This is a genomic window from Aneurinibacillus migulanus (assembly GCF_001274715.1).
GTDB lineage: Bacteria > Bacillota > Bacilli > Aneurinibacillales > Aneurinibacillaceae > Aneurinibacillus > Aneurinibacillus migulanus.
Genome location: NZ_LGUG01000004.1, coordinates 4214288 through 4236444 on the forward strand (window position 1 = coordinate 4214288; position 22157 = coordinate 4236444).

A 22157-nucleotide genomic window follows, 5' to 3' on the forward strand; every position below is an offset into this window, starting at 1 on the left:
ATTTCGAGGTCACGGTCGTGACACTCTGTATGCTAACAGGAGGTGCTTTTTTTATCTAACCTCAAAATTTTCTTCTAACAGGAATGCTCCTTTTTTGATTTCAAATGATGATTTACTGTTGAAGTACTTATTCCTAGCCATTTAGCAATCTGTGCTTGTGTTACTTTTTTCCCTAAAGCATCTTTTGCCGCTCTCGCAAACATTTGATTAAACTTCCCATCATCTTTTAGTGACTTTAGCTCGCTAATAATAATTTCGATTGGTTCCCCTTCATCAATAATGTACTGACGAAGGATACGCTCGGACAAACGACAGATATCTGCTGCACTAAGCCCTTCTGTTACCTTAGCTAAAACTAAAGTTAGCTCATCTGTAAGTTGAAGCTGTTTATAATCAAGTTCGCTTTCCCATAACTTCTTTCTTTCCTCTACATCAGGAAGTGGGATCTCTATAGCCCGATCAAACCTACGCCAGATTGCTTTATCTAACATCTCAGCGTGATTCGTAGCCGCTATGACAACAGAGTGACTCGGCCAATCCTCCAACTCTTTTAGTAGTACATTCACAATACGTTTTAACTCACCTAAGTCCGATTGATCGTCTCTGCGCTTAGCAACAGCATCAAACTCATCAAGAAACAAGATGGACGGTTTACTTTTTGCATAATCAATAACTTGTTTTAGATTTTGTCCTGTTTTTCCTAAATAACTTGAAATCGCAGAAGCTAAGTCTAATGTAATTACAGGAAGTTTTAAGTAATAAGAAAAATATTTCGTTAAATACGTCTTCCCTACACCCGGAGGACCATATAAAAGTAGGCTTGTAGGAGGTTTAATACCTGCTGTAAGAAGTTTGTCTGCCAAAATCCGTTCTTTAATAAAGCGATTAATTAATGTAGATATTTCCGGGGATAATATAATGTTTGGTTGTTCATCTCCTGGCTCCTCAACTTTAGCTAAAGACATAAACGTATCTCGATCTGTTGGAGGAGGTTCAATCCCGACTGCCCTAGTTACTGCAGCCCCTACATTATGATAAGAAATGGCTTTTGCAATTTCACCGGCTATATCTGGATGATCCTTCTTTAACTTTCTGACCAATGTAAGTGATGAAGCTTCTACTGTTCGCATGTCTCCTTCAAAAGATGCACGTATTAACTTGGGAATCATGTTGATTACGGAATCCATTTTCGAACACTCCGTTCTATAATCTTTTAATCGAATAATGAAATTATATGTTAAATATAGATTTTTATCAAATAAATTCGATGTTTTTAAAAATATATTTTTTATCGAATATAAAATTTGAAAATATATTAGAGTTCGATATACAAAAGCAAAAGCCTGACATAACATCCCTCTCTTTATAAGATGCTATGTCAGGTTTTTTATTGTGTTATAGCAACTTTAAACGTATTTTTACCAAATGACTACGTCTTTGGTAACAAATTATGGTATATTCTAATCATAGAATAGCACCCAAAAAGTATCATATATTACAACTCGCTCACATCATCATCCATATTTTAAAATGAAATGGGAATTGTTCGCAAAATGGACAATCTAGGTAGAATTGTATTCCCAATTGAGGCAAGAAATAAACTAGGAATAAAAATTGGAGATAGTCTAGAAATCTTTGTAGATGGCGAAAAAATTGTTTTTAAAAAGTATGCACCTGGATGTTTGTTTTGTGACTCTATCTCGGGAACTGTCCAATATAAAGAGAAGAAAATTTGTGCTTCTTGCTTGGAAGAACTGAAACACATATAAAAGCTGCCCTACTCTTTGAAGTAGGGCAGTGGGGCTGTATCTTTATTCCTTTTCCCAAATAAATATATAGTCAAGTTCCGGCTCTTTTGCTAAAAGTTTATCTCCGTGTACCTCAAAATCCAATAAACCACTATGTATATTCTTTACTATCTCTTTAGGCAGTGAAATCCTCCCGTTCTTATCAACCTGAATAATGTATCTACGCATTTCTTTCATTCTACTCACCCTTTCTATATCCTTTTTTTACCATTTTATATAAAGATGAAAAACCCTCTTTATTACGTAATAAATTTCTACCAATTTAGATGCAATAGAAAAAACAACTATCTGTACAGATTCGTGTTTTGTGAACAAAATCACAGAATAGTTCATTGTATCATTCTACAATGAAGTTACTAAAAATAAGAAAGTGAAGGAGAATAAAAATGAATCGGAACATGGAAAAGGTAGAAAAAGCACTGAAAATGATTAAAAGCAAAGCAGCAACGGATGCTGAGTTTCGTACATTGTGCCTCAATAATCCGGAAGAGGCTGTCGAACAAGCGACAGCATCGAGGTGCCGGAAGGTTTCAAGCTACGCATGGTAGATAATACAGGTTCACACCTGACAGTAGTACTGCCCGACTTGCAGACAAGTGAAGGAGAACTGAATGAAACACAGCTGGCACAAGTATCTGGTGGCATTGGGTGGTGTGTAGGTATAGGCGATGACTATACTATAGTGGGAAAATGAACGTCCTTTTCTCGATCTTTGATTGGTACGATATAGGCGGGGATTGTTATACTCAAGTAAAATAGCATTTACAAAGGCATATAATGAATTAAACTCAAATAATTAAGCCCTGCCATCCATACGGACAACGGGGCTTGACTGCCTTATTCGCCTTCCTGGTCAATAGGCTCCTTAATATATTCGCCTGTCAAAGCATCCACATAACCGAACCCATCCGAGTTATCCCATGCATATACAAGAAGCAGTGTTGGAGCTTGTTGATCCATATACCATGGTCGTATATATTTCAGCTTCAGTGGTTTATGATTGATAAATGTTGAAAATGCTTGATCTTTTGTCACGATAGTTTGCGAATCTGGAAGTTCCACTTTTTCCGATGAAGTAGAAAGACGGAAAGAAACAACCTTTCCTGTTTGTTTATCTATATCCACTTGATAATCGTGATCTCGTACGGGAATTCCTTGGTGTAGTTTGGTGAAATAAAATTGATACGTATCATTTTGATCGTCGGTCATTTCTGGTAATTTACTCTTATCTACCCAGGACGGAATCTCTGACTCTTCAAAGATATTTTGCTGTAATTCCAATTCTGTTGTACTTGAATCGGCATATGTTTCCAAGAAATCACAGGCCACAGTAAATGCTTGTTCTTCTGTTATCCTTGCTGCTTGCTTTTTTTGCTCCCCATTTGTAGATAAACTGACACTATATACATGACCTGTTTTTTTATCCGTTGTTATATAAGCGGTCACTTGACCATCTTCTGTGTTAAATCGATAGTCCAAATAGCGTCTTTCTTTTTGCCATGGAAAATTGAAAGGCTGTTCAACATGTAGTGTTCCTGCAGCACTATTGATATCAAATAGCTTGGTAAGAAGCTGTTTTACTTCTTCTTCGGAACGCGCAATAAGCGTTTGTCCTTTCGGGTGAAGTGCAATTTTAGTTTTTGTTGGTTTTGATTGTACGGAAGTAAGCTCTTTTTCGTCAACTTTTTTTCCAGTTTGTGCATGATATCCACCGAAGTCGTTTAAATCGTAACGTAGGACAGGTTTTGTTTTTATATTTTCCGAATCTCGCCCATCTTTCTCTGGCTGTTCTTCTACGTAAGTTAGGCTGATGCTATCTGCGGTAGTGATATTCTTTTTAATTTCTTCAATTGGTAGTGCGATATCTGGGTTCGGTACCTTGACTGTATCTAAATCAACTGGAGTATATGAATAGTTTGTAATATGACCAAATGAATCCACATTCAGGCGTACGTTCCTGTTCTCTATAGGTATACCGTTGAGAAGGAGTGGGAATTCCACCGAACGTTTGCGCCAAGATACTGTCGTCCCGTCTTTCTTATGGGTTGCAGAAGCATTATCACCATATGTAGTTGGCTTGCCGAATTGCTTTCTGCCCTCTGTCCCAAACCATTCTGTAAGGAAACGTTCAGCCGTATCCTGCACTAGCTGACGGGAAGGCGATTTTTCGGATGCCCATGCTGTAGCTTGTATATCAAATGAAAGCAATTCTCCCGTTGTTTTATCACATTCTAGGTAAGCAGTCATATATTCTTTTGAATTTCCGGTCTTCTCTGCTCTATCACTAAGATGTACCAGAAAACGCTGATCATTCATCAGGCTTCTGCTTGTGATAATATTCAATTTCTTCAATTCTGGCTGAAGGGTAAACAGCCTATTCATCGTTTTTTGTACAGCAGGTGGAATCGGAGTTAATGCTTCTGTTATTTCGGTTGCTTCAGCTGTTTGTGTAGATGCGGCCTGAGTAGCTCCTGATTCCACTTCTTCAGCTAACACGGATGGAGTAAGTATAAGCGAAGATGAAAGGAATAGAGCCGTTAATGGTAGTGTACGCTTCATTAAAAATCCTCCTTTTCTGGATAATAATACAAAATATACATCATGATAGGAGGAAAAAAAATGAGACATCAACTGATTTGTTGTGAAATACATCCATTTTGATAAAGGAATATGTTTTTTATCTCAAATTATCTTGGGAAACAAAGAAATCCCACTACTCATACGGGCAGCTATATGAAGATGATAAACTTGTTTAATTATAATATTGAAAATGCAAAGGAGATACTACTTATTATCGTAGTATCCCCTTTTAAAGTTCTCTATCATTGAACACCCTGAATAGTATAATTAAAAATAATAATAAATCAGCTAATATCTTGTCAAGATATTAGCTGATTTATTGTCTGTAAACAATGGAACTGAGTATATCGCCAGTAAAATAATTAAAACCACTATTCTTTCATTATTTTATTTTATAGAAAGAATAGTGGTTTTTTCATTTTGAAGGTACCAGAAAATTTTAACTTAATGGTGGTGGGGATGGCCACTGGGGCGGTCCTTTTTCATTTCGCACACACATTGAGTGGAATAATCACTTGTGCCTCTGCTCTCTTACAATAGTTTAATCTTTAATGTCCCAATTTGTGATATAACCAAATCCTCATACGCCTTCTCTGCCTGAAATCTAACTTCAGCCGCATTCGCCTTCGGCTTCTTTTCCTTTGCTTTCTCAATCATATCATGCTGCACACGTTGTGAGAGCTGCAGCAAACGATGTATCTTTGCCTTGTCTGTCCAGAATTGTTTCGTGCCATACGCTTCAATGATTTTTGTTACGGTCGGATGCGCCTCGTACTGTTTTCTCATTGCTTCCATTTCTTTTTTTGCCTGTTCTACGTTGAAGGTATAGCCCTTTTCTTCAGCAAGCATTGCCATTGCATGTAGCCGAATCATTTGCGTGAGTAGCACATTTTGATTGGCTACTTGTTCCCCCTCTTTTTCCTGAGCCATAGCCAACTCCACCTGGTTCATTACTTTAAGAAATGTAAGGTTCTGCTTTGTAATTGGCTCCTCATTCACATAAGCGATCACCGTCTCTTGCTTGGGAGCACATGCAGAGAGCAGAAAATATACTAGGAGCAAACCACACAGCACTTTACTTTTTTGTCTGTTCATCGCTACTGTATTCCTTCCGTTTTAAATTGTACGATCTGCTCCTGATTGTTTCTATCCTTACTCATCTTAACGACCGCTTCCCATTCTCCACCCATCGGAAGCAGTGCAGCACCTTCATATGTTCCCTTTCCTTTGTCCTCAAGAGCAACTTCGATGGTTCCGTGATCCATTCCTTTCATTTCTACCTGCACGTTCACTTGAAGGCCAGATACAGGGCTTCCGTTCTCGGTAATGTTCACCACAATCGGACATGCTTTCCCTACTTTAAAGACGGCAGGTACTTTGACCGCTGCCTCCCACTGTGTACTTGAAGTACAACCAACCAAGAGCAACAAAAAAAGGGTACTCAGCATCCAACGCTTCATATGTTTCACTCTCCGAATTGAAATTGTTTGCAAAACGCAGTAATCTCATATTTTTGAATTCTTCCGTTCTCCAAATAAGCCACATGTGTGCAAATCTGGCGAATTTCATCCATATGGTGAGAAGAAAAGAGCACGGTCTTTCCTGTAAGAGATTTTAAAATAGACAAGATTTCCTTTCGGCCTATCGGGTCTAATCCACTCGTCGGCTCATCAAGGATTAGGATTTTTGTCTCATAATACAGCATAATACCAAGGCCTAAGCGTTGTAGCATTCCTTTTGAAAAGCCCTTAATTACTTCATCCCGGTGCTCCCATAGCTGCACCATACGTAGCTTTTCTTCTATTTTTTGTTCATCCACTTCCATACTACTTAAGGAGGCAAAGAATTTCATATTCTCTTGGCAAGTTAACTGCGGATACAGCTGAAACTTTTCCGGCAAATAGGCTACATCTTTTTTCCATCCTTCTTTATAACTCAAAATGCCATTTAGACGAATTGTTCCCTGACTAGGCGGAAGCAGATGCAAAAGACAATGGATAAGCGTTGACTTTCCTGATCCATTTCGACCCACTAACGCACAGACTTCATTTTCATAAATCGTGACGTCTACCTGATCCAGTACTTTTTTATGGTGATAAAAGTGCGTTACCCCCTGTACTTCAATCATGTTTTATCCCCCTTAGAATGCAATATGACTGCAATTTCAAATGAAAGAAGAACCCAGATCAGAAGATCAAGCAGTAAAAATTTCGCTGGCGCTAACCAAATCATGTCTTCCATTAGCCTTGAAAGGTGATCAAGTGGAAAAAGGTACAGAGACGTTTCCAAATAAAAGCGCAGCGTATGGAGGGGATCAAAGAAAAAAAACACGGAAAATAGGGTTACATTCTCCTTCGATATACTAGGAAGGCTGTATAAAAAAATAATGTCAGCAAGAAAGAGAAAGAAAAACCAGACGAAGATATTGGCACCGATCAGCTGCATTCTCGTACTGCATATACTGCCTAACAGCAATCCTAACTGAATAAAAATCACCAGTAACGATAAGGAGGCCGCCAAGAATACAAGAAATGCAGCTGAGTCAAAGGCAAGAAAAAATTTCATAAACAGCGCGAATACAAAATACCATCCAACAAACAAAAGCAGGATCACACACTGGACGGCCAGGCTTTTTTTCAAAAAGAAGGTTCGATAAGATTCTTTTTTTGTAAGCAAAATAAACAAGGTCTTCTGCTCTTTTTCTTGCATGACTGCAAACGAGGCAACAAATAGGCTTAACAACGGAGTGAAGAAGACTGTCATGTCATACAAGGACATGAGAAATACTTGAAATCCCTGCTCAGATGGGAACGAACTAGATTGTAGAAGAAGAAAGAACGAGAGTAGGACAATCATACTTAATGAAAGCCAAAGGCCTTTACTACGAGACTGTTCTTTCCACTCTTTCCATACGTAATTCATATTTTTCGCCTCCTACGCATCCATACATACCCGATGAATAACATGCCGAGTGCAAGTCCGATCATGCCAAGAGGTAGACGTTTTTCCTGATATATCAGCGGATATTCATCTTCAAACATAAGGCTCTGCTGATGAAAAAGTTGGTTCATTTTTTCATAGATTGAGATGGCCGGGCTGTGTAAGAACAAATAGGTCAGTTCGTTTTCTTGAATAAGCTTATATAGCGCCGATGTATATTGAACAGGACTGTCTCCGATACCATCTTGGTTCGCATCCAGCAATGGGAATTCTCCTCCCCAGTGGTTTCCTTTCCCATCTTTGCTCCATTGATTCGTTACACTTCCTCCTACTGTCATAACAGGAACCGTATTTTTAAAGAAGCTATTTTGTGTAAACGTCTGATGCGTCGCACTTGACCACAATTCAACCCCAACCCGGTTATGCAAAAATTCATTTTTAGCTATCTCATTTCCAACAGAATCATCAATATAAATCCCCCGTAGATTTTGATAGAAATGGTTATCGCTAATGCTGACTTCCTCGGCCGATTTCAAGAGAACTCCAAAAGCTTGAGAACCATCATGGAAAGAAAAATTATTGTTTCTAAGCTGCAATCGCTTTGATACCATAATGGCGGCACCGCCGTTGTTATTCAAGAAATGGTTGCCTAAGAACGCATTGTCATTGGAATACATATAATGCAAACCGTATCTCGTTTCACTAATTTGATTTTGTTCCGCTTTGTTATAGTCAGAGTAATCAAACGCAATGCCATCCCTTACCTTTTTAATTACATTTCCAACGAGCCGCGTATGACTGGCGTGAATTAACTGAATACCGTTCCCCTGACTGGCTACGATATTGCGGCCACGGCCCGTGATTGTTACATGGCTGACTTCATTGTGATGCGTGTTTTTCAAGTACACACCGTGGTAGCAATCGGTAATTCGTAGATTTTTTAACACCACATGATTTGCTGTAACTTTTACACCAGCGTACTCTTCTTGCGAATTCATGCTAAGACTTCCATGTTTAATCGCTATGTTTTCTACTCGAACATATGGAGCCTTTATGGTAATGACATTCCCAGTACCCGATCCTTGAATGACTGTACCCTGTGTTCCTTTAATTGTAATGGGTTTCTTAATCACCAGATCACCCTTATAGACTTGGTTTTTCAGCACCAGAACACCATTCGCAGGTGTGTGGTCAATCAGAAATTGGACGGAGTTATCTGCTAGAGAAACCGAAGCGCCTGCAGCCCAGGCAAACGCAACGGTCCACAAAAAAATTAATTGTTTCATTATCATAGTTTTCTTTCCTTCCATAATGACAACAACACCAGAAGAAATGCGGCACCAATCAAAAACGAGCCATAGCTGAAATAGCTATACGTAATGAAATTAGCAATCCGATTTTCCCCAATTATAGGGGGGATAAACGGTGAAATTTTAATCGGGGCGTGTGGGTCAAGTTCGGTTCCAAATGAACGTAACCAATGCAGCATGTCGTAAATACCAAGGGTTCCACCTATCACAAAAAGTCCAATAAGCACATACAGTATCCCTTTTTTGCGGACAATCGCTGCAATAAGTGTAAGAATAGCCATAGCTCCAATGACATACGGCAAATAGTCAAGTTCATGGAAGGTAGCTGCACTGAATTCTTTCATTCCGATATAATGATTTAACCCATTGATGATGTCAATCCGTCCCTCCAGTTTGTAAGGATAGACCACAATATCGAGGCCTTCCGGATACTGGGGTGCGATAAATTTCATGCCCCACCACGGCAAAAGAATCGAAATCCCCTGTAGAACGGCCGCCACCGCCAAACAAATGCCCGATACAGTCGATAACCCTTTGGACATACGTGTTCATCTCCTCTACCTACTCATAGTAAGAAAGGCAAAGGGATTTACTATGTTTCCCTCTGCCCTCTTCTCTTTCCGTCTCTCTTATTTCGGTTGGACTAATAAGTATCCGTTCATCTCCTGATGAAGAGCAGAGCAGAAGTTCGTGCAGTAGAGCGGGAATGTTCCTGCTTTATTGGCGACAAATTCCAGTGTCTTTGTCTCGCCCGGTTGTACCTCAATATCCTGGTCGTAGCCGTTGATGCCAAAACCATGGGTGATATCTTCGTCAAAGTCTACATTGGTAAGGTGAATAACAACTTTATCACCTTCTTTTACTTCAATAGTGTCCTTACGCTTCGCTTTATCATCAAAGATAAATTTCGAGCGCATCGCAAGGCCGTAGACATGCACCTCGTTTCCTTTGCGTTCAATACGGGCATTTTTCTGCTGGTACACTGCATTAGGATTGGTCTCATCCTTCGGATATACTTCAATTGTTTTAATCTTATCTGCTTTAATCATCTGCGCGTAGTGTGGTTCCGGGTCAACCGGAGCGGACTGAATGACTCTCATCTTATCACTAGCCAGGTCAATCAACTGCATAGACTCTGGATGAGAAGGTCCAACAGATAGATAGGTGTCCTTGGCTAACTTGTTGAGTGCAACAATATAACGGCCATCTGGACTCACACTATCGCCTTCAGCGGAAACAGAGTGGCCTGGTGAATACTGCACTGGAACACGGTCCAGTGTTTTTCCTGTATTCGGATCCCATTTTACGATCTCAGAAGAGATAAACATGGTTGTGTAGGCCATACCTTTATCATCAAATTGTGTGTGGAGCGGTCCAAGCGCATTTTCCGGATTTACTTCACGTTCCATCACAGAGGCATAGTCAAGTACGGGGATGCCTTTTACTTGTTCTGTGATTTTGTTATTCTTGATTGCCTCAAAAGCTTTTTCAAATGAAAAGACCGTCATCGCTGGAGCAAGTTTACCAGAAGCGATAAATCGCTTTCCGTCCGGTGTTACATCCACACCATGCGGAGACTTTGCCACTGGCACCAGATAGAGTCCGCTTTTCACTTTCAGCGGATCGATGATTTTCACACCGTTGATAGTATCAGCTTTGCCTTCTCTCACCATCTTCTCAAGTTCCCGCCAATTGAATAGTAAGATGTAATCTCGGTCTTTTTGTGAAGCGTTGATTTCCATGTTTGTGGTAGCTTCTTCGGTGTTATACGTCGTCACAACTGCCCAATCTCCAGACACCTTTTTGCCCGCATCTGATAAATCGTACGACCACGGTGGAAGCTTCACCTGCCATGCCACTTCCAACTTTTTCGTTTTCTCGTTCATTTTAACAGCGGACATGAAGCCATTGTATTTTGTTTTATAGTCATCAAGCGATGCATACTGCTGTCCGATTGGTGCTGAGAAACGGGTTGGCAAGAATAAGTATTCTGAATTCTGCGTCACAAAAGCAGCACAGTGCGGGCCGACCGTATTAGGTACTTTCAAAATATCTTTTACAACGAACGTGCTTAAATCCATAACAGCTACACGATTGTTCGCCACGTCAGTGGCAAACATATACTTCCCGTCATATTCCCCATTTTTCTCTGAGAAGGCTGGATGATGAAAATCCCCCCAGCGGAATCCACCCAGCATTTCTTTTGTTTCCTTATCAAATCCGTACCCGGTTGCTGAATCTGGGGAAAAGACCGGGACAGTACGAATTCTCCGCATAGACGGTACGCCATAGACAAAAAGCTGTCCGGAATGGCCTCCCGATGCAAACATGTAATATTCATCCTGCTGTCCGAATGGAATGTATACTTTCTCGGCAGTACTTTTTTCGCCCGTCGGTGTGGCTGACGTACTGGTTCCCTGTGTAGTAAAATCAGCAAAAAATACGGTTGCCGCTAAAAAACCAACCAATATACCAGATACTGCAGGCACTGCTTTCTTCATATATGACTCCCCCTATTTTTCTAAGGCGGCTTTTAATGCCGCGATAATCGCCTTGCGTTCGTCATCTGTAAGCGGATTTTTTCCGATTACACCAGACATCACCGCTGTCGTCGGCTTTTTCAAAAACTCATCAATAGGAACGCCATGTTTATCTGGAACAGTTGCATATGCCTTGGATAAATCTGGCCCGACCTCTCCACCCTTTATTCCTAACTTCGAGACAGAGTGGCAGGAGATGCAGCCTTTCTGTGTAAAAACTTCTCCTTCTTTGCTAGCACTGGTTGTTGTTTGTGTTGTTTGTGTCGTCTGAGCAGTATCTTTTATTGTTTGCGTCTGCACCGGTGCTTCGACAGGTGATTTTATTTGATAAAACAAATATCCTCCCCCAAAAGCAAGGGCAAAAAACAAGACGAACACCCCTATGTTTTTCCCCACAGAAACTCCCCCTTACGTCATCTCATATGAAATTGAGAAGGTTCAGTCTAGAATGCAGCTGCTGTGTAAACTGATAGTTCCATTGTAAGGATGGATCCACAATCTATTTGTGATAAAAATCACAAATCCTAGTCAAGTTTTGTCCAATTTGCAAACGAATTAATTTTACATATTCCTTTCATACAAAACATTGAAAAACTCACAAGGTAAGAAAACCTATATTGCTTAGTAAATACAGTGGTACGCTCCTTAAATTCGTCACTTTTCCTTAAAAAACTAGACGAGTTGGAAAATCAAGCGTTTCAGAAGAAGTCTTAACACTATAAAAGAAATTTGCGCTTATTGAGGGAATACCACAGCACTTTTCTCATCTATATATGATGGGGGTTGGCAGGAGTGAGCCAAAGTAGTTACTATAGATGACTGAGTACCGAGAAGACACGTTGTGATAGAGAAGAGGCTAACGAAAAGATGACCAGCTAATCAAGGGATCATATAAATAAATATAAATTAATTTTTAATTTATTTACTAGACTTGCCCAAAATCGGATACAAAATTTACCATGCAAAAAGAACCGAAGGTTCTCCTAGGCAGCTTGTAACTGATTTTTTATCAAATCCAGCTGCGTTCCTGCCTTTGCTTCATAGTAAACAAATTCGATCCAACTCTCTGTCTTTTTGTTTTGCCAACTTCGTAGTCCTGTTAAGATATCACCGTGTCCTGTTACACTGCAGAACATGGCTGTAAAAGAAAGCAGTGTCCAAAACCGCTTAATTGCAACGGTACTACGTATTTGATAACCGTTAAAGGAAAAGTTGCTTTTCATGGTACGAAAATAAGTCTCAATCGCCCAACGTTTACTGTAGTACGTTAGAATTTGCTCATTAGATAAGGAAACGTCTGTACTTAAGAATGCTCGCATAGTTTGGAGAGTCATTGGCTGGGTCGCATCCCAACACAGTAGTACCACAGCATTTTCAATGAAATTTAGCTTGCCTTCATAACGATAGACGTGATAAGAAGCGTGACCGACGGTCACAAGGTCGGTATCTTCTTTATGGATGTGCGAGGCAAATTCCTTTATTGACTGCCGAATACCATATGGATAAATAATACGATTGGTTTTTATACCGCTAATGACGTGAAATCCAGATAAAGCGCAGGTTTCGAGTACAGATTGAGCAGGATACCGGATTAACCCCCGAACTTTGGACACATACACTCTTATTCTCTCGTTTACGTAAAATTACGTTGTTACACACGAACTTCTTTGATTTTAATCGCGTTTTCTTGATTTAATTTGTAAAATTCGTTTGGTGCTAAGTCTTTTATGCTTGAATGAATTCGTCGCTCATTATAGAAAGTCATGAACTCCACAACCGTTTCATAGGCCTGTTTGTAGCTTTCAAATTCATAACGAGACAAACAATCCTCTTCTAAAATCCGATGAAAGGACTCGATATGGGCATTCATATTTGGCGTGCTTGGTGGGATACGTTCATGCGTAATCCCAAAGGATTCACAGGCCTCCTTAAAGGCATGAGAAATAAACTGCGGTCCGTTGTCAGAACGAAGCACAGGTTTGTCTTCCTTGTCAAAAAGCTGCCGTTTGAATAAAGCTTGTTGAAGCGTTCGAACCACATCTTTTGCTTCACATCTAAGCCCAATATGATACGCTACGATGGAGCGATCATACACGTCCATACAAGACTGGATGAAGAAAAAACAATCTTCTCCGGCAATATAACCATATTTAATGTCCGTTTCAAAGAGTTGATGGGAATCGGTAATCACTCGATTTCGTGCCAATTTTCGTGGATAAGTCGCTTTCTTTCTCCGCTGCGGTCGTAAAATATCGAGCTCTTTGCATAGGCGATATACTTTTTTCTTATTGATCACAAGCCCATGATCGCGGCGTAAAAGCACGGTAAGCTTTCGGTATCCGTAGGCATATCCATCACCGGATAAAGCTTCCATGAGCCATTCCTTGATCTGTTCATCTGAAATTTTGGTTCCGTCCTGTCGGACGGAATAGCCCGGTGCTTGTCGCCCCTCATTTTTCACTGGCTCCACGGGTTGCCCTTCCTGTTTCTTATGATAGTAGTAGGTTGAGCGTGGAGTGCGGGCGAAACGTAGGACTAACCGTTTTGGATAGCCTTGCCGAATGTAGTGTTCAGCTACTTCAAGTTTTTTAGCAAATGAGGGTTTTTCTTTTTTATTAAATCACGCAATATAGCGATCTCTAACGCTTGTTCACCAAGTAAACGCTTGAGTTGATCGTTTTCTTTGGCTACTTCCTCTGCATCCAGAGCAGGAACGGTGGAGAAATCTACTTCACCATGCTTCCCATTCTCTAGTTCTTTTTTCCAACGCCCGACCATGTTTGCTGATCATTCGTAACGACGAGCAACAGCTGTAATGCTTCCTGTTTCTTGTGCTTCTTTTATTACCTGTTTCTTGAAATTTAACGAATACTTTTTTCGTGTCATATTGTACTCCCCCTCTGGTCACTATCCGTGTAATTCAAATCCACTCTTAGTGTCCAATTTCTCTAGGGGGCTAAAGAGGAACAAGGAGGTGCATGATGAGTTCTCGAATTGATCTTCGTATTGATTTTGCTTTTAAGACGTTGTTTGGTACGCATGGTAACAAAGATGCACCCCATAATGATTGGAATCACTTGTCTGATATAAGTAAATTAGAATTGAGACAGATACACTGTACGTTCACTGCTTTGTACTTGTTTCTAACTTTGATACAACTACCGTTTCGCGACGAATTAAAAGAGCCGCTACCAAACCGATAGAAAGTACAAGAGATAACAAAATAAAAGTCAATAGATAGCTACCGGTCTGAATGAGACACACGGATAATATTGGGGCGAAACTCGTTCCTGTAAATAAGATAAAGGTATAAAGTGAAACGGCAATTCCACGCGATTCCCCCCCTAATTGACCTATCAACGTAATAAGTACTGGAACCGCGAGAGCGATCCCCGATACAAACAGTACACTCACAATAATAAGAACAGGTAAATTAGAGATCAACCCTAACAATGTCAAACTAATTACGGATAACAACAACCCTCCGCGGAGAATTTGACGCACACCGAATTTTTTAGCCAAGCGTCCAGCAAATGGAGAGAGTAACATCCCAAATATACCCGCAAAACGAACATAAAGAATGTTCTTTGGAGTCAAGTTAAAAGCTGGGCCACTTAAATAATTACCCAAAACAGTATACATACTTACAAAAGACATAAGTAGTACAAAAGAAACGAGATAACCTAAGGCTAAGTCTTTCTGGGTAAATATTTTGCCCATTTGTCTAATAGGAGTCAAGATATTAGTATGGGATTTGGGAATTTCTCCATTAGGTAGAAACCAAAAAACTAATAAGAAGGTGCCGGCATAAATAGCACTAAAAATATAGAACACCATGTTCCATCCATAATACTGACTAATCATAGCGCTTATAACCTGCCCCATAATCCCAGCAATCAAAAATCCCGTACTGATAAAACCAATTGTTGTTACCCTTCTTTCCGTCGGAAACATTTCCACAGCGTAAGCTAAAGCAACAGGAGAAAAAGTGGCAGCTGCCGCACCTTGAATTCCCCTGAGAACGATAAGCCAGGACAAACTATCTACAAACCCAAGTAGTAAAGAGATTAGAGTTAAACTAATTAATCCAATTAAAATAATTTTTTTACGACCATATTTGTCAGATAATGCCCCATATAACAAACAACCAATAGCAAAACTAAGCGAGAAGATACTTCCTGGTACTGCCGCTTGCGTGGATGTAATTTCAAAAGTGTCAGCAAACAACGAAATTAATGGGATTGTTACATATAAACTCGACATGACGACTATTCCGGTCCAACAAAGAATTGCAGTCATTAAAGAATAATTTTTCTTCCCAATTATTTCATTTTTCATTTTTATCATCATAGCACCTCTATAATTAAAGTTGTAAAACAATACATTTTAATTAAATTTTATATTATAAGGTTATCTAACTATTATCCGAAAAAAATTTTTATCTCCCCACCCCTAATCTTTTTTCGATTTTCTCATGCAATTTTACTAATACCTTTTCAAATACTCTCTGTTCCTCTGGTTCTAACTCGTTTACCAGAGATTCACAAGAAGACCAAAAATGTGGTAATACTTGTTCAACCAATACACGGCCCTCTGAAGTAATTTTCACATGAACCATACGACGGTCTTTTGCGCTATGTTCCCTAACTATCCACCCTCGTTTTTCTACCCAATCTAAAAGCGCTGTTACGGAAGCGCGACGAATCCCTAGTCGCTCTGCAATAGCAGAAGGACTTACATTACCATTTTTTTCATGTAGTGTAAGAAGCAAAAGTAGATCTAGCTTACTTTCCGTAATACCATATGGAGACAAATCTATGTCTACTGCATCTAGTACATTGTCGCTGGTCCAAAGCATTAATAAACCAATATAAGCCGCATACCGATCCGTATCTTCAAAAGCAGTTTTATTCATAAGTTCTAAGTACGGCTTAATCCCTAGCTTGGGGAGCTGTTGTTCAGCTACATATTCTTTATCCTTTTTTCTGACCATGAAATCATCTTTACTCCTAATAATTAGATTATCTAATTAAAATATAATGCCTTTTCATTAAAAGTGCAATGTTAATCTTTAAATAAAGGAATTTTTTGTATTACATCATAGCAGATACACATCCTCCCTAAAATACATATCAGAGAGTTGAATGTTAAAGGAAAGGACTGACATTCTCTCCCTAGTTGTCATTTTTTAAATTCAATAACCGTTTATCAATCTCCCTTATAACAAATTCACACTCTTCTATTTCAAAAGCATTATTATCTTTTTGATACCACTTTAAACAAAATAACGCATGTTTACGCCAAACCTCTAATTCCTCTTTTGAGCATTTAAATATTCTCGAAGCTACTTCTTTTCTATTCATGATTATTCTCCCTCTATGAATTAAAGTTTTTCTTATGAATACTCATGTATTCTTACAATATCTTGATTTTTATAAACGAAGCTTCAGTTAGACATTTGAAACTTTTTAAAATATTGGAAGTAGGGGGTGTAGGCCATCAAAGACCTACGGCCTTTTTTGAAAAATATGGTTGCACATTGGATCTCCACAGGACTCATGGTGGTGTACCCTCCCATGTCTCTCAGGATCATATGTCCCTACTTTCCTTCGTTCAACCTGTCCATGAGGTGGAGGCCAGAGATGCTCCTATTCAGGGTCTGTGCCCGCATGGAAAAAATAATTCCGGCTTCTCCGTGCTTCGTTTTTGATCAAGATATCAAGTGCGAATGTTCTTCAAAAAATAAGCAACTGTACGGTTTATGCGGCAAGAGATTGGTTCTGTCCACATAAAGGGGTGTCTTTTATCATCTTGTTCATATTAAAATCGATTTGTTTACGAGCTAGCACAAACATAATGCGGAGGAGGCGACAGCACAAGGCGATTAACGATTGCTGTTTACGGAGTGGATTCTCCTGTCGAGTTGTATAGTACGTGTGTAGCGCCTTAAATGCTGGATTTTTGGCAACTAAGGGTCGAATCGCTTTGTAGAGAAGAGCGCGAAGCCGTGGTCTTCCTCGTTTCGTGATACGTGTTTTTCCTCGATGCTTGCCTGAACGATTTTCTTTAAGATTTAGACCCGCTAACTTCTGAATCTGACGAGGATGCTGGTATCTAGACAAGTCTCCAACTTCTGCGAAAAAGCCCGCAACGGTAGCGACTCCTATGCCTGGAATCGTAAGAATGTACTGTACACCTGGAATATCTCGTAATAAATCTTCGATTTCTTTTATGACTTCTTCTATCTGCTGCTGTAGAGTTTCATAGGTTGTAAGCAGTGTTTTTAGCTCCAACCTTGCCATTTTCATACCTTCTTGAAGGCCAATCGAATGCCTAGCTTGTTCTACAAGCTCCTCCGCACGTTTGGGACGAAGTCCTCTTTGGATGTTTTTCTTCCATATCGTCAAGACTTCAAAGGCACCTGCCTGGATAAGATCCTGAGGCAGTGGAAAATGCTTGAGGGTTTCAAAAGCCGCTTTGCCTTCCCAGCTTGTAAATACCGTTAAAAACTCAGGAAAATAGCGATCCAGCCAATTATGCACCTTGGCTTGAGTACGCTGAAGCTCGCAGGAAAGGTGGTCTCGTATTTTCACAGCTTCCCGTAATTCGGCATATACACCAGTTGGGAAATAAGGTGCAGAGTACCGCCCATCTTTGACGAGTTGCGCAATAACACGGGCATCTTTTGGATCGTTCTTCGTTGGTGAATTATCATCCAGCTCTTTTGACTTCTTTACATGCATCGGATTAACGACCACGACCGGAATCCCGCGGCTTCGCAAGAATGCTGCTAAAGTCATCCAGTAGTGTCCGGTTGGTTCCATTCCGACAAGAAGCTGTGTTTTTTCGTGTTCCCTCATTATGTTTTTCATCCAGTGACAGAACGCTTCGAATCCCTCACGCATACTTGGGAAAGAAAAAGCTTTCCCATACATGAGACCGCGATCGTTTTGTGCGCGTGCTACATGTTTGTATTTAGCGATATCTATGCCAATAATCAAGGTAGATTCTGTGATTTGAGAAATGCGTTGATTTTGTGTATAATTCATGGTGAGTACCTCCTCTGTTATTTCGAGGTCACGGCCGTGACACTCTGTATGTTAACAGGAGGTACTTTTTTTATCCACTCGCATTTTCATTCATTACAGGAATGCTCCTATAGAAAAACAGGCGAAAATCCCACCGTTATAAGAAAAAAGTGGTCTTTGATATCCATCACACTTTTTGCCAAATGAGCTCACCATTGCAGGCATCGATATATTTTAATTTTCGATTACGGTCAACGCCCAAAGGAATATCGACTTGACAAGTTGTGGTAGACTCATAAAGTAGGTGGTAAGGTGAATACTCATCTAAGTCTTTAAACCATTTAAGTCGGATGCTAACATACTCACTGTATCGTTCAAACGCTTTTTCGGGTGTAAGCACTGGGTGAAAGTTCCTCTCTGTCAGTTCTAGAATTTCTTCATAAGAGACTCCCATATAGCTGCAGATTTTCCCGGTTGAAGTACTAACACTAACCATGACCCGCTCATGGTTAACAGGGATATTGTTGATGTAGACAGGTAGATAGAAAAGCTCACGATCACGCAGTTCCTCATCCATGTTTTCCTGATCCACTTCGAGCTGAAGGTAAGAAGTATAATCCGGAAAAACGTGCTGCAAGAACTGTTCCGCCTTCTCCCAGCATTGCTTCCGGGTCAGTGATGCAGTTGCAGTAGTTTCTTTTTCCTCTTCAGTCCAGTGGAAGAACCCTGCCAAACACCCTGTCGATTTTTCGATTTGAATTATAAATGAGGATTCTAGTTTTCGTAGCGAATCACCCCATTTACGCTTCATGTAAGCATCCACAGAAAGTGCTTCTGGTTTCGGCTCTTTATCTACTTCCTCCTTAAGCTTATACAACAATTTAATCCTCTCATCGTCATCCTTCGATTTCTCAACCATGTATAACTTTGGATCGATACCAAGCAACATCTCCCAGGCTGCGATGTTTTTGATCAACTCCTCACTTGGATCATTCGGATTCAGTAGCTTTTTTCCCTTTTCGCTTTCTTCCAATGTTAGTATACCACCCAAGTTACTGGTATTATCTCTTTCCATCGGAGCAATTGGGTGACTAGGAGGCATCAGATAATGTTCGATTCCAAAGTGATCAACACCTGTAATGGCGTCGATCAATCGACGATCTGGAACCGCTTCATAGACAAGTCGATATTCAGGCTGTGTTCCCTCCATTTCATACATAGAAGGATACAAGGTAACCATTGTCAGCTTCATTTGTAAATTACTTAACACTTGTTGTCTCACGTTTTTTGCATCAACGATGCTATCAGGCCACTTTGGTCTAGGAGCAGTTTTTTGCTCAGAACGATATCCGATGACGTTTAAGCTATTATCCAGTGTAATTTCACAGCCCGTATCAGGAAGCGGTAGCCCCCCAACTTCCTCCCTATAGGTGATAAATCGAAAATTTTGTCTCTTTTCGATATTTACCCAAGTGAATGCTGTATGATCGGGATTATGTTTCATTAGAAAAGCGTCAGCGATCGCCTTCGCGTCCTCTTCGGAGCTGTCTTGGTTCCCTGTATTTTTATCTTCCATATCGATATCCAGCCTTACCAAATCCCCGGTTTCCAGGTCCAGCTCAACTTCAATTTTGCAGTCGTTTTTTTTAGGATCCTCCCAAATGAAGGATCGGTATTTCTCATTGCCCTTGGGTGTGTTATCTTCCATTTCCAGTCGGTAATAATCTGGAATCATGACAACTGTTTTTGCTTTTGTTCGGAGTGTCTCATAATCGATTGACATATATACCTCCATGATTTAGTTCTAATTTAAACAAAGATTTTTACATCTTAATAGAGATTATACGTAAAACATCAGTGCAACGTAGTAGAAATATGTAAACTTTTCCCTAGTTGAACGTTCTATAGAACGCTAAATTTTCTACATCTAATTAAAGTTTGAAACAATAAAAGCAGCAACTCAAAGAAACAGGATGCGAACAAAATTTTTTAAGATAGTGTTACATCGTCATCAAGTTGAGAACGATATTCTTAAGGAGAAAAGCGCGTTCTCTTCTTATATGAAATAGAAAGGATGACACGGTTTTTTATGAATACCGAGAAAACTGTGCGTTCTCTTTATTTGCTAAAGAATTACATCGGTACATGTCGCCTGTTGCTTTTAACCAGATTGGAATACGATCTTTGAAGAAATGAAAGCAAAGGCAAAAGCAACCCTTGAATGTGAAGACAAAGCAGCAATCTATGTCCGACGTAAAGTCGAGGTCGAAAGCGTGTTCGGTCACATCAAGGGCAATCGGTCATTCCGCCGACTTTCCTTTCGAGGGCTCAACAAAGTACATGTTGAGTTTGGGATAGCGACGTGGCGGGACCCCAATAAAAAGTACTAATATAAATGAACCCACCTCTTGGATAGACTCTTTTGACAAATGACTCAAAACCTCATTTTTTGTCTCTTGAAAATTATAAAATACTTAAACAGCTATATATTTAATTTCACTGTTCTTGTAGCAATGCAGGTGTTAATATAATGGTCCGGTAAACTTTGTCATCCCATATAATCTTCATAGATCCAGCAACCAAAAAATCACTATACTAATATTAGTTTCATACTTTCGCTTTTTTGGGCCAAATAAAGTCACTGATTGTAATAATGAAATCAATCCCCAAAACAATTGTCCAAATTCTTAAAATTCCACTCAATGCATCAGTACGAGATGAATCATTTATAAAATAAATCATCCCGACTAAAAGTCCAGCACCAATAAGATAAGCAAGTACATGTCTTACCCATCCTTTTAAATGATGTCTCGCATACTCCATACTGAATCGTTTCGCCGGTTTTGGACCTTGCTTTGTCACATAATATTGAAAGCGTTCATCTGCCCAGTGAATCATACTTTTGCCGTAAACAATTGATACACCAATATAAACGGCAGCAATTGCATGCGCTTGTGTTGCGGTTGCACCACGGTATAAATCAATGCCTGTTATCATTAATAAGATGAAATCAATTACAGGGGTTAAGGCTAAAAAAAACAATCCTAACGCATTTAATTTAAACACATATCGCGTCACTAGTCCTAATACAATAACCACCCAAAATGTAATTTCACATGCGACAATCATCTATGCAACAAAACTCAAAACGTCACCTCTTTCCAATACAGTTGTATTATTTAAATTTGCCATAGCATCTCCATTAAATAGTACAACTGTATCATAAAATTGTATAATGATTTTTTTCTTGATATCCAAATACGGAAAAAGGCACTGATCGTCAATCGTCAGTGTCTTTTCTGTACTTTTATGGAGGCGTGGGAAATTACTCTTTTCAATTTCTTCTTTCAGTTCTGTTTTTAGTTTTTCCCTTTGTTGTTTATGGTACTGTTCCACCTTCTGAATCTCGGTTGCTATCATTTCCTTTAGGTTTTCTTTAGTAATAGTTATTACTTCCAAAGGAATTACTGGTGTAGTCATTGGTGTTTGGATATTGTTTACTTCCTGTTCAGATTCTTCTATGGTAATAATCTTACTGGACTCTTGCATTTTTCCGTCCGATCCCAAAAATGGGCATACGGGTGGCGTAAAAGAATAAAATGTAACGATTACGAGGATAGTCTTAGATTTTTAAGCACTTCAACCAGAGGTTTTTGTGCCCATCCTTGTTCATAGGCATACAAAATGAGCTGCCCCATACAGTCCTTTCGAATACGACGTACCACATCTCCTAATGTGAGCGACGGCGAATGGCGTTTTCCTTTCGCCTGTTCAAGCGCAAGAAACGTATACGCCAGAAACTGAATCGTCCAAAATCGTTCGATCCCTTTGTGCGAAAGGTGCTGGTACTGATCGAAACCAAGCAACTCCTTAAAGTACCGATACCCAACTTCGATTTGCCAGCGTACGGCATAGTGGCGCAGGACGGTCACGACATCCAGGCTGGTATCC

The 22157-nt window shown here is 39.8% G+C and carries 25 protein-coding genes and 1 pseudogene; 4 read left to right on the forward strand and 22 right to left on the reverse strand.

Annotation, left to right across the window (positions count from 1 at the left end; genetic code table 11):
- Window positions 1-74: 74 nt before the first annotated feature.
- Complete coding sequence (locus tag AF333_RS21995; protein ID WP_043066784.1) at window positions 75-1187, reverse strand: AAA family ATPase; 1113 nt, start codon at window positions 1185-1187, stop codon at window positions 75-77.
- Window positions 1188-1535: 348 nt separating this feature from the next.
- Here AF333_RS21995 and AF333_RS22000 point away from each other — a divergent pair, with 348 nt between their 5' ends.
- A complete protein-coding gene (locus AF333_RS22000) occupies window positions 1536-1769 on the forward strand; it encodes an AbrB/MazE/SpoVT family DNA-binding domain-containing protein (RefSeq protein WP_043066783.1) in 234 nt (77 codons plus the stop codon).
- 42 nt (window positions 1770-1811) lie between these two features.
- Here AF333_RS22000 and AF333_RS33905 read toward each other — a convergent pair whose 3' ends face one another.
- Window positions 1812-1985: a hypothetical protein gene (locus AF333_RS33905; RefSeq protein WP_158502467.1), complete on the reverse strand. Its 174-nt coding sequence runs from the start codon at window positions 1983-1985 to the stop codon at window positions 1812-1814.
- Between the two features lie 209 nt (window positions 1986-2194).
- Here AF333_RS33905 and AF333_RS33910 point away from each other — a divergent pair, with 209 nt between their 5' ends.
- Both AF333_RS33910 and AF333_RS33115 read left to right on the forward strand, forming a co-directional pair.
- Entirely contained in the window at window positions 2195-2356 is a 162-nt protein-coding gene (locus AF333_RS33910) for a hypothetical protein (RefSeq protein WP_158502465.1), read from the forward strand.
- Window positions 2350-2502 (forward strand): bacteriocin, encoded by a 153-nt coding sequence (locus tag AF333_RS33115; protein ID WP_139188984.1) that lies wholly within the window; start codon window positions 2350-2352, stop codon window positions 2500-2502. The genes AF333_RS33910 and AF333_RS33115 overlap by 7 nt, the downstream gene beginning before the upstream one ends.
- A gap of 143 nt (window positions 2503-2645) precedes the next feature.
- On the opposite strand, the gene AF333_RS22005 is transcribed toward AF333_RS33115, so the two are convergent.
- The 17 genes from AF333_RS22005 to AF333_RS22085 all read right to left on the reverse strand — a co-directional run bounded on the left by AF333_RS22005 (window position 2646) and on the right by AF333_RS22085 (window position 19989).
- The gene (locus AF333_RS22005) at window positions 2646-4367 is read right to left on the reverse strand and encodes a YcdB/YcdC domain-containing protein (protein ID WP_043066782.1); all 1722 of its coding nucleotides are present in this window, start codon (window positions 4365-4367) and stop codon (window positions 2646-2648) included.
- A 552-nt stretch (window positions 4368-4919) separates the two neighbouring features.
- Window positions 4920-5483 (reverse strand): hypothetical protein, encoded by a 564-nt coding sequence (locus AF333_RS22010; RefSeq protein WP_043066781.1) that lies wholly within the window; start codon window positions 5481-5483, stop codon window positions 4920-4922.
- Between the two features lie 2 nt (window positions 5484-5485).
- A complete protein-coding gene (locus AF333_RS22015) occupies window positions 5486-5848 on the reverse strand; it encodes a FixH family protein (protein WP_043066780.1) in 363 nt (120 codons plus the stop codon).
- 5 nt (window positions 5849-5853) lie between these two features.
- Window positions 5854-6516, reverse strand: a complete 663-nt coding sequence (locus tag AF333_RS22020) for an ABC transporter ATP-binding protein (protein WP_043066779.1) — start codon at window positions 6514-6516, stop codon at window positions 5854-5856.
- Entirely contained in the window at window positions 6513-7310 is a 798-nt protein-coding gene (locus AF333_RS22025; protein ID WP_043066778.1) for an ABC transporter permease, read from the reverse strand. Before AF333_RS22025 ends, AF333_RS22020 begins: the two co-directional genes overlap by 4 nt.
- A complete protein-coding gene (gene nosD, locus AF333_RS22030) occupies window positions 7307-8620 on the reverse strand; it encodes a nitrous oxide reductase family maturation protein NosD (protein WP_052812146.1) in 1314 nt (437 codons plus the stop codon). The genes AF333_RS22025 and nosD overlap by 4 nt, the downstream gene beginning before the upstream one ends.
- Window positions 8617-9180 carry a hypothetical protein gene (locus AF333_RS22035; protein ID WP_043066777.1) on the reverse strand — a complete coding sequence of 188 codons (564 nt, stop codon included), beginning with the start codon at window positions 9178-9180 and terminating at the stop codon, window positions 8617-8619. Before AF333_RS22035 ends, nosD begins: the two co-directional genes overlap by 4 nt.
- Before the next feature lie 87 nt (window positions 9181-9267).
- Window positions 9268-11139 carry a Sec-dependent nitrous-oxide reductase gene (gene nosZ / locus AF333_RS22040; protein ID WP_043066776.1) on the reverse strand — a complete coding sequence of 624 codons (1872 nt, stop codon included), beginning with the start codon at window positions 11137-11139 and terminating at the stop codon, window positions 9268-9270.
- Between the two features lie 12 nt (window positions 11140-11151).
- Window positions 11152-11574 (reverse strand): c-type cytochrome, encoded by a 423-nt coding sequence (locus AF333_RS22045; protein WP_043066775.1) that lies wholly within the window; start codon window positions 11572-11574, stop codon window positions 11152-11154.
- Window positions 11575-12161: 587 nt separating this feature from the next.
- Window positions 12162-12791 (reverse strand): transposase, encoded by a 630-nt coding sequence (locus tag AF333_RS22050; protein ID WP_144424225.1) that lies wholly within the window; start codon window positions 12789-12791, stop codon window positions 12162-12164.
- Window positions 12792-12829: 38 nt separating this feature from the next.
- Entirely contained in the window at window positions 12830-13741 is a 912-nt protein-coding gene (locus AF333_RS22055) for an IS3 family transposase (RefSeq protein WP_053432756.1), read from the reverse strand.
- Between the two features lie 11 nt (window positions 13742-13752).
- Window positions 13753-13956, reverse strand: a complete 204-nt coding sequence (locus AF333_RS22060; protein WP_021624653.1) for a hypothetical protein — start codon at window positions 13954-13956, stop codon at window positions 13753-13755.
- 345 nt (window positions 13957-14301) lie between these two features.
- Complete coding sequence (locus AF333_RS22065; RefSeq protein WP_043066773.1) at window positions 14302-15525, reverse strand: MFS transporter; 1224 nt, start codon at window positions 15523-15525, stop codon at window positions 14302-14304.
- 91 nt (window positions 15526-15616) lie between these two features.
- Complete coding sequence (locus AF333_RS22070; protein WP_043066772.1) at window positions 15617-16171, reverse strand: MarR family winged helix-turn-helix transcriptional regulator; 555 nt, start codon at window positions 16169-16171, stop codon at window positions 15617-15619.
- A gap of 181 nt (window positions 16172-16352) precedes the next feature.
- Complete coding sequence (locus AF333_RS22075) at window positions 16353-16541, reverse strand: hypothetical protein (RefSeq protein ID WP_043066771.1); 189 nt, start codon at window positions 16539-16541, stop codon at window positions 16353-16355.
- Window positions 16542-16937: 396 nt separating this feature from the next.
- On the reverse strand, window positions 16938-18227 hold the full coding sequence (locus AF333_RS22080; protein ID WP_053432741.1) for an IS110 family RNA-guided transposase: 1290 nt from the start codon (window positions 18225-18227) through the stop codon (window positions 16938-16940).
- Between the two features lie 166 nt (window positions 18228-18393).
- Window positions 18394-19989: a YcdB/YcdC domain-containing protein gene (locus tag AF333_RS22085; protein ID WP_053432757.1), complete on the reverse strand. Its 1596-nt coding sequence runs from the start codon at window positions 19987-19989 to the stop codon at window positions 18394-18396.
- Window positions 19990-20386: 397 nt separating this feature from the next.
- Here AF333_RS22085 and AF333_RS32285 point away from each other — a divergent pair, with 397 nt between their 5' ends.
- Window positions 20387-20596 (forward strand): transposase, encoded by a 210-nt coding sequence (locus tag AF333_RS32285; RefSeq protein WP_255322328.1) that lies wholly within the window; start codon window positions 20387-20389, stop codon window positions 20594-20596.
- 217 nt (window positions 20597-20813) lie between these two features.
- On the opposite strand, the gene AF333_RS22090 is transcribed toward AF333_RS32285, so the two are convergent.
- The 3 genes and pseudogenes from AF333_RS22090 to AF333_RS22100 form a co-directional block, all read right to left on the reverse strand.
- Entirely contained in the window at window positions 20814-21335 is a 522-nt protein-coding gene (locus AF333_RS22090; protein WP_043067177.1) for a hypothetical protein, read from the reverse strand.
- A complete protein-coding gene (locus AF333_RS22095) occupies window positions 21336-21755 on the reverse strand; it encodes a hypothetical protein (protein WP_053432758.1) in 420 nt (139 codons plus the stop codon).
- A 59-nt stretch (window positions 21756-21814) separates the two neighbouring features.
- Window positions 21815-22157, reverse strand: a pseudogene (locus AF333_RS22100) (IS701 family transposase); the annotation flags it as partial.